This is a genomic window from Streptomyces rectiviolaceus (assembly GCF_039533825.1).
Classification (GTDB): domain Bacteria; phylum Actinomycetota; class Actinomycetes; order Streptomycetales; family Streptomycetaceae; genus Streptomyces; species Streptomyces rectiviolaceus.
The window spans coordinates 1-11324 of the sequence record NZ_BAAAUG010000002.1 but is presented as its reverse complement, the minus strand read 5'-3'; the positions used below and the strand labels follow the sequence as shown (position 1 = coordinate 11324).

General features: G+C 70.1%; 9 protein-coding genes, 1 tRNA gene and 2 pseudogenes. 6 read left to right on the top strand and 6 right to left on the bottom strand.

Going from position 1 to position 11324, the window contains the following annotated elements; all coding sequences use genetic code 11:
• The 4 genes and pseudogenes from ABD378_RS00100 to ABD378_RS00085 all read left to right on the top strand — a co-directional run.
• A pseudogene (locus ABD378_RS00100) lies at positions 1-652 on the top strand (histidine kinase); the annotation flags it as partial.
• Complete coding sequence (locus ABD378_RS00095) at positions 649-1320, top strand: response regulator (RefSeq protein WP_344518141.1); 672 nt, start codon at positions 649-651, stop codon at positions 1318-1320. The pseudogene ABD378_RS00100 and the gene ABD378_RS00095, both read left to right, overlap by 4 nt.
• A 39-nt stretch (positions 1321-1359) precedes the next feature.
• Positions 1360-1671 carry an SCO4225 family membrane protein gene (locus tag ABD378_RS00090; protein WP_344518140.1) on the top strand — a complete coding sequence of 104 codons (312 nt, stop codon included), beginning with the start codon at positions 1360-1362 and terminating at the stop codon, positions 1669-1671.
• Positions 1672-2046: 375 nt separating this feature from the next.
• Entirely contained in the window at positions 2047-2889 is an 843-nt protein-coding gene (locus ABD378_RS00085; protein WP_344518139.1) for a nuclease-related domain-containing protein, read from the top strand.
• Positions 2890-3107: 218 nt separating this feature from the next.
• Here ABD378_RS00085 and ABD378_RS00080 read toward each other — a convergent pair.
• Positions 3108-3181 (bottom strand) — tRNA-Gly (locus ABD378_RS00080).
• Between the two features lie 526 nt (positions 3182-3707).
• Here ABD378_RS00080 and dcd point away from each other — a divergent pair.
• Positions 3708-4283, top strand: a complete 576-nt coding sequence (gene dcd, locus ABD378_RS00075; RefSeq protein ID WP_344518138.1) for a dCTP deaminase — start codon at positions 3708-3710, stop codon at positions 4281-4283.
• 20 nt (positions 4284-4303) lie between these two features.
• The gene (locus tag ABD378_RS00070) at positions 4304-4801 is read left to right on the top strand and encodes a phosphoribosyltransferase family protein (RefSeq protein ID WP_160510399.1); all 498 of its coding nucleotides are present in this window, start codon (positions 4304-4306) and stop codon (positions 4799-4801) included.
• 80 nt (positions 4802-4881) lie between these two features.
• Here ABD378_RS00070 and ABD378_RS00065 read toward each other — a convergent pair whose 3' ends face one another.
• From ABD378_RS00065 to ABD378_RS00045, 5 genes and pseudogenes are all read right to left on the bottom strand, one after another.
• The gene (locus ABD378_RS00065; protein WP_344518137.1) at positions 4882-5868 is read right to left on the bottom strand and encodes a Yip1 family protein; all 987 of its coding nucleotides are present in this window, start codon (positions 5866-5868) and stop codon (positions 4882-4884) included.
• A gap of 136 nt (positions 5869-6004) precedes the next feature.
• Positions 6005-7501: an FG-GAP-like repeat-containing protein gene (locus tag ABD378_RS00060; RefSeq protein WP_344518136.1), complete on the bottom strand. Its 1497-nt coding sequence runs from the start codon at positions 7499-7501 to the stop codon at positions 6005-6007.
• A 312-nt stretch (positions 7502-7813) separates the two neighbouring features.
• Positions 7814-9286: an FG-GAP repeat protein gene (locus tag ABD378_RS00055; protein ID WP_344518135.1), complete on the bottom strand. Its 1473-nt coding sequence runs from the start codon at positions 9284-9286 to the stop codon at positions 7814-7816.
• A gap of 93 nt (positions 9287-9379) precedes the next feature.
• Positions 9380-10846 (bottom strand): FG-GAP repeat protein, encoded by a 1467-nt coding sequence (locus ABD378_RS00050; RefSeq protein WP_344518134.1) that lies wholly within the window; start codon positions 10844-10846, stop codon positions 9380-9382.
• A gap of 67 nt (positions 10847-10913) precedes the next feature.
• Positions 10914-11324: pseudogene (locus ABD378_RS00045) on the bottom strand (FG-GAP and VCBS repeat-containing protein); the annotation flags it as partial.

Genomic DNA, 11324 nt, shown 5'->3' with positions numbered 1-11324 from the left:
CTGGACCGAGGAGGCCGTCCGGGACGCGTGGGCGGAACGCCGCCGGATAGCGGCAGGCCTGGAGACCACGGTCCTGGCACGCACCGCGGACATGGTCGGGGAGGCGGAGGCAGGCAGGCTGAACGAGACGGCGGAACGAGCCCGCGAGGCTCTGGCGGCGATGCGCGCACTGCTGGATACGGCCAGGGAGGGAGAGGCAGAGGGGGAGGGGGAGGGGGAGATGGCGGGAGAGCCAGCGGGAGCGAGGGAGAGCGCCGATCTACGGCCCCAGCCCACCCTCCAGGCCCTGGACCTGCTGGCCCACCAGTGCAGGGCGACCGGCCGCGACGTGGAGATACGGCTGACCGACCGAGTGCCGACCCGCCTCCCCACCGCGGTGGACCTGGCCGCCTACCACGCCGCCGAGACGCTGCTCGCGACCGGTGGCGATGAGCCCGCGTTGCTCGAACTGGACGCGCACGGAGATACGTTGACGCTGACGGCCACCGGGGTGCCCCGTTCCGCGGGCCCTGCCGTACGAGAGCGCCTGGCGGCGCGGGTCGAGGCGCTCGACGGCGACCTGACCACGACCGATGCAGGCACGGTCCGCGTCAGACTGCCCCTCAGACCGCCGGACGAGAAAATCACAGAGGGAGGGAAAGGGGAAGAATGACCCTAAACGTGCTGGTCGTCGACGACCAGGGCATCGTGCGCGCGGGGTTCGCCGCGGTGATCGACGCCGAGGAGGACATGACGGTGGTCGGCGAGGCGTCCGACGGCGTCGAGGCGGTACAGCTAGCGGCGGAGCTGGCACCTGACGTGGTCGTCATGGACGTACGGATGCCCGAACTGGACGGCATCGCCGCCACCCGGATCATCACGGGCCGGGAGAACGCGCCCCGTGTCCTGGTCCTGACCACCTTCGACCTCGACGCGTACGTCTTCGACGCGCTGCGCGCAGGAGCATCGGGCTTCCTCCTCAAGGATGTGCACGCCTCGGAACTGCTGCACGGCATCAGGGTGGTGGCGGCGGGCGAGAGCGTGCTGGCCCCGTCCGCGACGCGCAGGCTGATCGGCCACTACGCGTCAGGAGCCCGCCCCGGTGGCACCCCCGACGACCTGGACACCCTCACCGGCAGCCAACGGAACGTCCTGACCCTGCTCGCGTCCGGCCTCAACAACGCGGAGATCGCCGAGGATCTCGGCATCACGGTCGGCACGGTGAAATCCCACGTGAACGCGCTCCTGCGGAAGCTGGGCCTGCGCGACCGCGTCCAGGCCACGATCCTCGCGTACGACCTGGGCCTGGCCCACCCAAACCCACCGGGCACCCATCTCTGACGCACCGACTCCGACGCACCGACCGAGAGGCGCACCACCATGCCCGCCCCCGCCCCTTTCTCCCGCCGCGCCACGGCCGGCCGAGTCACCGCCCTCGCCTATCTCGCGATCTGCGCCGCCCTGCTGGTGTGGGCCCTGGTGGTGACCGCGGCCGACAGCTCGGACGAATCCATGGCAGGAGTCATCCCCCTCCTGGCCACGGCCCCGGCCAGCTTCATACTCCTCGCACTGCCCGACGGCCCCGCCATGGTGATCGCCGCGGTCGCCTTCGGGGCACTGGTCAACGCGGCGATCATCAACTGGTGCGCTCGCCATCTCAAGGTGCCGGGCGGCGGACCGGGCAGGCACTGATAGCGACCCGGAACAGCAAAAAGGCCCAGGTCGCTGACCTGGGCCTCAACTGTGGAGCGGGTGACGAGAATCGAACTCGCACTCTCAGCTTGGGAAGCTCAGTCGATCTAGAGCCTACTGAGCATCTGACCTGCGAGGGAGGGGCGGCACTCCCCGTGGTTCCCCGCCCAACCTGGCGCGGCTCTGGCACGGCCCTTCGCCGCTAGACATGGGAGCCCCCATGCCCCTGGGCCGTTGCGTCGGGTGCTCGCCTCCTGGCCTCGGCCCTATCCATGTGTGGTGCGGCCCGACGGGTTGATGACTGGATGTCTCCTTGCCGTACGGCGCGCGAATTGATCCCATCACGGTGATGCGGCGTCGTCGGCGGGGGCGGAGATGACTGGCTTAGTGGTCAAGCGGTGGAAGCGCCATGGGCTCGACCGGCTCTACGTCTCCACTGCGGGAGGTGACACAGTCGCCTGGTACGACTGCACGTCCGGGCATATCGAAGTCCTTCAGGCGCCGTATCGAGATCAAGCCTTGGACGCGTTGGCGCCCTATCTGGTCGCTCCTTCGTCACGTGCTTCTACTCCGGTCCTCTCCGCGGTCGAATCACCTCCCCTGACTGTGAGTGATGATCTCTCCTTGAACCGGCCTGGTGACTCCCTCCTCCCATTACTGGAAGGAGCGCCAACCTGGCTGGTCAGGCAGATGATGCGTTTGTGGCGTCGGAAGGATGAGAGCGACTCTTGGCGGAAGGGGCTGGCTGGGGAGCGGATCGCGGGCGCCAAGCTTGATCGACTTAAGAGAGGGGGATGGCACTCCCTCCACTCCATACCTCTGCCGAGCGGGGCAGACATCGATCACCTCTTGATCGGTCCTGGTGGCGTCTTCTGCCTGAACACCAAGTACTTCCGCGACGCCCGTATCTGGGTAGGAGATAGCGCGGTGAAGGTCAACGGCGGCCGCGGGCACCCGTATGTCCGCAACAGCCGCCATGAAGGCAGCAGGGCATCAACGGTGCTGACCAGGGCTTGTGGCTTCACGGTGGACGTGGCTCCGGTGCTGGTCTTCGTGTCGCCGGCCAGTGTCGTGGTTGCCTCGTCCCTTGGTGACGTGAAAGTGATCAAGGATCGAGAGATCTCGGCTTTCCGGCGGCAAAAAGGGGTACTCACGCCAGAAGCGATCGAGTCCGTCTACGCCGTCGCTCGCGATCGTCGAACCTGGCTCAGTTCATGATCGAGGCAGGCAGTTCCCAAGATCGCCATCTGCTCAGCTGGAGCGGCAACAGGAGGTCGCCGGCCTGCTCGACCGCAGTGTTCAGCGGGCTCGCCGGTCCGCGGCACGGAAGCCGGATGATCAAGCATCTGGCACGGATCTGGCACGGATCTGGCACGCGACGACTGAGTGGAATCGCACAGCAAAAAGGCCCAGGTCGCTGACCTGGGCCTCAACTGTGGAGCGGGTGACGAGAATCGAACTCGCACTCTCAGCTTGGGAAGCTGATGTTCTACCACTAAACTACACCCGCGAAAAACACCGTCTGTGGCGGTGTCGTAACGTCGCACACTCTACCTCATCCCAGGCCCCGGGCGCTTTTTCCCCGGGGTCTGGGTGCTGTCCGGGGCGTGGATGCGTCTGCGGGACGCGGGAGTTGGGGCGTACGGTGAGAGTCCGGAGTGCCGCCTGGAGGGGCGCCCCATTCGTCCCGTAATGTGGCAGTTCGGCGTCCGCTCGCGCACGAGGTGAGCAGGGGGCGCCAAGGGCTCAACTACGGCTTTGGGGAAGGGACTCGAGGACTTGATGGAGCGCACCGTCGTCCGATGTGCCGAAGGGCACGTGTTCAGCACTGCTTCGTTCCCGATGCAGAAGGCCGACCGGCTCGGGCCCGGCCGTCTCATCCGCTGTCCGCGATGCGCCCGATTGCGGCATGCCGTGCCGGTCGCGTCGCAGAAGCGGTAGCAGTAGCAATAGCGGGCAGGTAGGAACGTAGGGAACCGGAGCGCGTGGGGACGTCCGATTGGGGCGGGCCCGCGCGCTCTGCGTATCCTCGGTGCGTGCTTCTCTCAGACAAGGACATCCGGGCCGAGATCGACGCCGGACGAGTACGGATTGATCCGTACGACGAATCCATGGTGCAGCCCTCAAGCATCGACGTGCGGCTCGACCGCTACTTCCGGGTGTTCGAGAATCACCGCTACCCACACATCGACCCCTCCGTCGAGCAGGCCGACCTCACACGGCTCGTCGAGCCCGAGGGCGACGAGCCGTTCATCCTGCACCCCGGCGAGTTCGTGCTGGCCTCGACGTACGAGATCATCAGCCTGCCCGACGACCTCGCGAGCAGGCTCGAGGGGAAGTCCAGCCTCGGGCGGCTCGGGCTCGTGACGCACTCCACCGCGGGCTTCATCGACCCCGGCTTCACCGGGCACGTGACGCTTGAGCTCTCCAACCTCGCGACGCTGCCCATCAAGCTCTGGCCCGGCATGAAGATCGGCCAGCTGTGCATGTTCCGGCTGACCTCGCCCGCCGAGTCGCCCTACGGGTCTGAGCGGTACGGGTCGCGTTACCAAGGGCAGCGCGGGCCGACCGCCTCCCGTTCCTTCCTCAATTTCCATCGGACCCAGGTGTGACATCCAGCATGAGTGACGGCGTGAGTGACGTGCGCGAGAACCTTACGTACGAGAAGTTCGGCGACGCGGTGCGTGAGCTCGCGCAGACCATCGCCGACGACGGGTACCGGCCCGACATCATCATCTCCATCGCCCGCGGTGGCGTCTTCGTCGCGGGCGGGCTCGCGTACGCGCTCGACTGCAAGAACATCCACCTCGTGAACGTGGAGTTCTACACGGGGGTCGGGACGACCCTGGAGATGCCGGTCATGCTGGCGCCCGTGCCCAATGTCATCGACTTCACCGACAAGAAGGTGCTCATCGCCGATGATGTCGCCGACACCGGGAAGACGCTGAAGCTCGTGCACGACTTCTGCCTTGATCATGTCGCCGAGGTGCGGTCCGCGGTCATCTACGAGAAGTCGCAGTCGCTCGTGAAGTGCGAGTACGTCTGGAAGCGCACCGACGACTGGATCAACTTCCCGTGGAGCGTCGAAGCTCCTGTGGTGCGGCGTGCCGGGCAGGTTCTTGACGCCTGAAGTCTGTACGAGGAAGGGCCCCGGCGGAGTGATCCGCCGGGGCCCTTCCTCCGTCTCAAGTACTAGAACCGTCTCAAGTACTAGAACGTACCCAGCTTGATGATCGCCAGCAGCGCGAGCAGCTGGATCGACGCCGCGCCCAGCGCCTTCGGCCACGGCAGGTCGTGCGACTTGCTCACCATCGCCGTGAGCAGCGCGCCCGCCGCGATCCAGGTCGCCCAGCCGAGCAGCTGGACGAAGGGCTGGCCGCCGCCGAGGAACATCGCGACGATCACGCGGGGTGCGTCCGTGATCGACATGATCAGCATGGAGAGGCCGACCGTCGGCTGCCAGGCGCCGTCGCCGCCGAGCTGGCGGGCGAGGGTGTGCGTGACCACGCCCAGGATGAAGGCACTGATCGTGATCGCGACGGCCGTCGTCAGGACGTACGGGACGGCCGTCGAGAGCGTGGCGCTGATGGCGTCCTCGCGGGCGCCGTCGAAGCCGAAGATCGCGAGCAGGCCGTAGAGGAACGTCACGATGAGGGCCGGGGCCCACATCGCGTAGTCCCGCATCTGGAGGAAGGTCGGGCCCGGGCGCAGCACGATGCCGCGCAGGAGGTCCTTCCAGTGCAGGCGCGGGCCCATCGGCGCGGGGGCCTGGCCCGCGCGGTAGGTGTCGCCCTGGTTGTACGGGTCCTCGCCCACGGAGAAGGCCTGGGTGTGACCGGGGTTGTTGGCGGCGTACGGATCGAAGCCGCCCTGACCGCCGCCCTGGCCGCCGTGGCCCCCGTGACCTGGGTCTCCCGGCCCGCCGAAGTACTCCGGCTCGCCGTGGTTGCCGCCCGCATGCGGCCACTGCTGCCCGCCGTATCCGCCCTGGCCCCGGCCCTGGCCTTGGCCGCCCTGGCCCTGGCCGTACGGCGGCTGCTGGCCGCCGTACTGCGGAGAGGACGGCTGAGGGTAGCCGTACGGAGGCTGCTGGCCCTGGGGGGCCTGCTGCCCGTACGGCTCCTGCCGCGGTCGTTGTTGGGGTCGCGCTTGCGGGGTGCGGTTGTCCCGGCCGCGTCCGATCCTGAATCCAGCCACGAATCGAACGTACCTGGTCTGAAGGGCCCGGGTCGTCCCTCCTCGGGAGGAGAGCGGCTTTGCCGCTGACCTGTGACAACCCCTAGGGGGACCCTGAGGGGTTTACCCCAGGGTCCCCGGTGGCGCCGGTGACCGGCTACTTCCCGAGCACCGCTCCGTACGCCAGCGGGTCGGAAGAGGCGGGCAGGCCAAGGGAGTTCGGCGTGACGACCGAGCCGCCGGCCTTGGCGCCGGGCAGGTCCCAGACGCCGCCCGCGGAGGAGTTCTCGCCGGGTGCGGCCACGGACAGGTCCGGGACGCCGTCCCCGTTGTGATCACCGAAGGCGACCGCGCCGCCGAAGAGGTCGCCCGCCTGGGCGACGCCCAGGATGCCGGGGGAGTTCTGCTGGTAGGCGACCGTTCCCGCGTTCGCCGCGCCCGCCGGGTCGAGCAGGCCCATCTCGCCGCCCTTGAGGGCGGTGACGCTGCCCGCCTTCGCCGCGCTGCCGATGGCCTCGCCGGGGGCGCCCGCGATCAGGTCGTCGTGGCCGTCGGCGTCGATGTCGGCCACGGCGAGCGCGTCGCCGAAGCCGTCACCGGTCTCGGCGACGCCGGGCATGCCCGCGGTGTCCTGGTTGAAGGTCTGCTGCTCCCAGCCGAAGCTGCCGTTGGCGCCGCCGAAGCGGATGTGGATGCCGCCGCCCTTGGTGAGCTGCTCCGGACCGCACGGGTCGTCGATGTTCTCGTCGGCGATCTCGCGGCAGTTGCCGAGGGCGAGGTCGTCGTATCCGTCGCCGTTGAAGTCGCCGGAGGCGAGGGCGTTCGCGGCGCCGTTGGAGCTGTTCCAGAAGTTGGCCATGGAGCCCTCGTCCTTGTTCCAGCCGTAGAGGCGGATGTGGGACTGGGTGTAGGGCTGGTTCTGCGTGTAGTAGCCGAGGGCGAGGTCGGGAAGCCCGTCGGTGTCGAAGTCGCCGGTCGTCAGGACCGGGGCCCGGCCGCCCATGCGGTCGGCCATGACGGGCCGGGTGTCGGCGGCGAGCGGGTTGAAGTTGGCGACGACCTGGTCCTTGCCGCCGATCGCGAGGTCGACGTCCGTGTCACCGGTGAAGTCGGCGGCGGCGAGGGAGTTCCCGTACACGTCGCCGGACTTCGCGCCCCGGGCGGCGGTGTTGGCGAGGGCGAAGCCGTCGCCCGTGCCGTACAGGACGGTGACGGAACCGGCGTCGGTCTTGGCGTCGATGTCCTCGCCGGGGGCGCCGATGACGAGGTCCGCGTACTTGTCGTCGTCCACGTGCGCGGCGACGACGGACCCGCCGAACCGGTCACCGGTCTCCGGGGTGCCGGGCACCTCGACGGTGGCCTGAGTGATACGCCGCACGCTGTGCGGCCCAGGCCCGTTCTCCCCTCCGAACACGACGCTCACGTACCCGGCCTTGGCCTTGCCGTCGACGGTGCCGCTGGGCACGCCGACGAAGAGGTCGTCGTATCCGTCGCCGTCGAAGTCGCTGGTGAGGGGCGCGGCGGCGGGTGCGGGCGCGGCGGTGGCGGTGGCCGCGAAGGGGAGGGCGAGACCGGTGGCGGCGAGGGCGGTCGCGGTGGCGGCGACGGCGAGGGAACGTGCGGTACGGCTACGGGTGCGTGCGCGCAGGGGCATGCTGGCTCCAACTCGTTCGTGGAAAAGGGAAGTTCGGTACGCGTGGTGCACAGGTGCGGCGGGTGCGGCAGGTTCACCTGTCTGACACGCGGAGTTGGCCGAGGGTTGCCCTGACGCGCCAGGGCAACCCTCGCTCGGCGCACGCTCACCGGTGCCGATCAGCAGGCCGTCGCCGTCGAGGTCGCCCACCGCCACCGAGGCGCCGAAGTTGTCCCCGTACTCGGAGGCGCCCGGCACGCCCGAGGCCGGGCCCGCACGGAGGGGTGCGGGCCCGGGGTTCAGAGGGGGGCGGGAGGGCGCGGGAGGGGTGGGTCAGTCGGCGAAGTTGGTGCCGAGGCGTGGTGTGCCCGTGGCCGAGATGCCGACCGTGGAGGTGTAGACGCCGGACGTGCCCGCGAGGGTGCCGTCGGGGAGGGCGTCCAGGATGTAGAACGCGCCGTTGGCGCCGTTCTCGCCCTGCGCGCCGACGGAGACATCGCCCCGCCCGTCCGCGTTCAGGTCGTCGATGTGGACGTCCGAGCCGAAGTAGTCGTTCTTCTCATTGGAGTTGGGGACGCCCGGGGTGTTCTGGCTGTACAGGGCCGCACCCTGCGTGGAGAGGCCCGAGCCGTCCGCCGCGCCGTAGATGACGGTGACCGACCCCGCGTCGGCGACACCCTCCAGGTCCTCGCCGGGGGAGCTCACGACCAGGTCGAGGTGGCCGTCGCCGTTGATGTCGCCCAGGTCGAGCTCCGAGCCGAAGGAGTCGCCTGTCTCGCCGCCGCCCGGGACGCCCGCTGAGTCCTGCGTGATGGCCTGGCTTTCGCCGTACGGGCCGTTCGCGTTGCCCTTCACCACGTACACCGTGCCGCCCTTGTTGGCGCCGTCGATGCCTTCGTCCCAGGTGAGGCCGATGATGACGTCGCCGTAGCCGTCGCCGTCCGTGTCGCCCACGTCGGTGATGTAGCCCGCGGGCAGCCGCTGGACGCCGTTCGTGGTGACGCCGTTCGCGCTGCCGGGCAGCCAGAGGTTGGCGTTGTAGTCGTCGGCGGTGGAGTAGCCGTCGACGATCAGGTCGTCCTTGCCGTCGCCGTTGACGTCCCCGGAGTGCAGGTTGAAGGGGCCCGCGCCTTCGCCGCTGTGGATGGGCGGCAGCACGGTGTAGTGGCCGCCGGTGGCGCCGGTGCGGGAGATGCCGCCGTCGAAGATGTCGATGGTGGCGGCGCCCGACGCGGCTCCGACGGCGAGGTCGTCCTTGCCGTCGCCGTCGAAGTCACCCGCCTGGAGGGGGCCGCCGAACCGGTCGTGCTTGGTGGGGCGGGGGTCGTTGACCGTGGAGCCGCCGGACAGGCCGCTCGGGGAGCCCCACAGGACCTGGACGGTGCCGCCGTCGACATCCGTGCCGACGTCCTCGCCGATGGCGCCCACGGCGAGGTCGTCGTAGCCGTCGCTGTTGAAGTCCCCGTACGCGGTGTCGGCGCCGAAGACGTCGCCGGTCTCCGCGGTGCCGGGGACGCCCGCGCTGTTCTGGCTGAAGGTGGCGTGGCGCTGTTCGGCACCGCCGTACGTGACGACCACCTGGCCCGCCTTGTCCTTGCCGCCCACGTTGGCGTGCGGGGCGGACGTGGCGAGGTCGGCCGCGCCGTCGCCGTTGAAGTCGGCGTCGTCCGGTTGCGTGGCCGCGGGGGCCGCGGTCGCGGAGGTCGCCGAGAGGGTGAGAAGTCCGCCTGTGAGGGCCGCGGCGGCGGCTGTCGCCACGGCCAGGCGGCCGGGTCTGTGAGAGGTGGTGCGCTTGTGCTTGGGCACGGGGGCTCCTGGGTTGTTGTCTGCTGCTCAGGGGGGGGTGGTCGAACCCCGTACGGGCGGAGAACCCTCGCCCCTACGGGAAAACTCAGCTCGCTACCGGCTCAGCACTGCCCCGTAGCCACTGGCGCCCGAGAGCCCCAGCTTCCCGGGAGTCACCGACGTCACCGCCGGGCTCGGGCCGTCCGTGGGCGTCCGGGCGTACCAGACACCGCCCGACCTCGTGTCCTCGCCGGGCGCGCCCACGGCGAAGTCCGGGAGGCCGTCGCCGTTGTAGTCGCCGGCGGTGACCGCCGCGCCGAGGCGGTCGCCCGCCTCCGCCGTGCCCGCGACTCCCGCGGAGTTCTGGCTGAAGGCGGGGCCCGCGAGACGCGTGCCCGCGCCGGTAGACGTGAGGAACCAGTAGGTGCCCGCGTTCTCGGCGGTGCCCACCGCCTCCGCGTCGGCGCCTGCGATCAGCTCGTCGCGGCCGTCCTGGTCGGAGTCGAGGGCAGCGAGGCGCGCCCCGAAGTTGTCCCCGGACTCCGCGCTGCCGCCGACCTGCGGACCGCTCTGCGACGTGCACGAGAATGCGCCGCCGAGCGTGGTGCCCTGCTTGCCGTAGACCGTGAGGATCGCCCCGCCAAGGCGGTCCTCGCAGTACGTACCGTCCGCCTCCGGATTGGCCTGGACGTCGCCGACCGCCAGGTCCTGCGTGCCGTCCCCGTCGAAGTCACCGGCGGCGAGCGCGGTGTCGGTGCTGTCGGCCGCGTCCCACGTCGTCTTCCACTCGCCGGACGCGGCGCGGCTCTTCACCGTCGTACCGCTGACCTCCATGCCGCGGTACGAGAACGCGATGTCGTCCCCGCCATCCCCGTCGAAGTCACCGGCGACCATCGTGACCGGTCCCGCGAAGTGCCAGCCCTCGACGCGCTCCACAGCGGCGGGCGAGCCCGCGGTGAAGGGGCCCGGACGCACCACGACCGAACTGGTCTCGTCGAAATGGGAGTTGAGGGCGATGTCCTTGTCGCCGTCCTTGTCGAAGTCGCCGGTCGCCAGGAGCGCCCCGTAACTCCCGTCGCTGACAGCTCCGTTGGCCGCGGTGAAGCCGCCCTTGAAGCCGCTCGCCGAGCCCCACACGACGGCGACGGTGCCCGCGGAAAGGCCCGCGTCGTTGTCCTCGTCGGGCGCGCCGACGACCAGGTCGCTGTAGCCGTCGCCGTTCATGTCGTCCGAGTCGACGGCCGTGCCGAACGCGTCGCCCGCCTCCACCGTGCCGGGCACGCCCGCCGTGGCCTGGCTGACGGTGGTCGAGCCGTGCTTGCCGAGGCCCGACGCGCCGCCCCAGACCACGTTCACGTACCCGGCCTTGGCCTTGCCGCCGACCGTGGCGCCGGGCACGCCGACCGCCAGGTCCGCGTAACCGTCGTTGTTGTAGTCGGCCGTCGGCTTGGCGGGCTCGGCGGCGGACGCGCCGCCCGCGCTCAGGCCCGCGACGCCGAGCACGGTCACGGCGCAGAGCGCGCCCGCCGCGAGGATCTTGTTCCGCGCGGGCTTCCGCACGTGGTCAGCCGTTGAGGCCACGGGGTGTCTCCAACTCACTCAAGTAGTAAGGGGGTTGCCGCGAAGGGCTGCTGCAGGCTGCTGCTGCTCAGCGCAGCGTCCGGCCGAAGCCCGCGTCCGCGCCGCCGAGCCCGAAGTCCGAGCCGTTGAAGGAGGCCGCGTACGACGACGTCAGACCCGTCGACGTGCCGCGAAGCACCCATACGGCGCCGACGTCCCGCGTCGCGGCGATGTCCTCGCCGGTGGCGCCGGTGGCCAGGTCCGCCTTGCCGTTCTTGTTGATGTCCTTGAGGCGGACGGACGCGCCGAAGTGGTCGCCCTCCTCGGCGACGCCGGGCACGCCCGCGGTCTCCTGGTGCCAGGCCTTGCCCGAGGTGAACGTGGAGCCGGAGGACTTGAGGAGCGTGACGCTGCCGGTCCCGGCCACCGTGCCGACCGTCTCGCCGGGCACGCCCACCGCGATGTCGGCGTAGCCGTCGCCGGTGACGTCGCCCGCGGA

Bases quoted from the DNA above. Each gene is read 5' to 3' on its own strand.
- ABD378_RS00095 (WP_344518141.1), top strand. From the start codon at position 649: ATGACCCTAAACGTGCTGGTCGTCGACGACCAGGGCATCGTGCGCGCG.
- ABD378_RS00090 (WP_344518140.1), top strand. From the start codon at position 1,360: ATGCCCGCCCCCGCCCCTTTCTCCCGCCGCGCCACGGCCGGCCGAGTC.
- ABD378_RS00085 (WP_344518139.1), top strand. From the start codon at position 2,047: ATGACTGGCTTAGTGGTCAAGCGGTGGAAGCGCCATGGGCTCGACCGG.
- ABD378_RS00060 (WP_344518136.1), bottom strand. From the start codon at position 7,501: ATGCCCCTGCGCGCACGCACCCGTAGCCGTACCGCACGTTCCCTCGCC.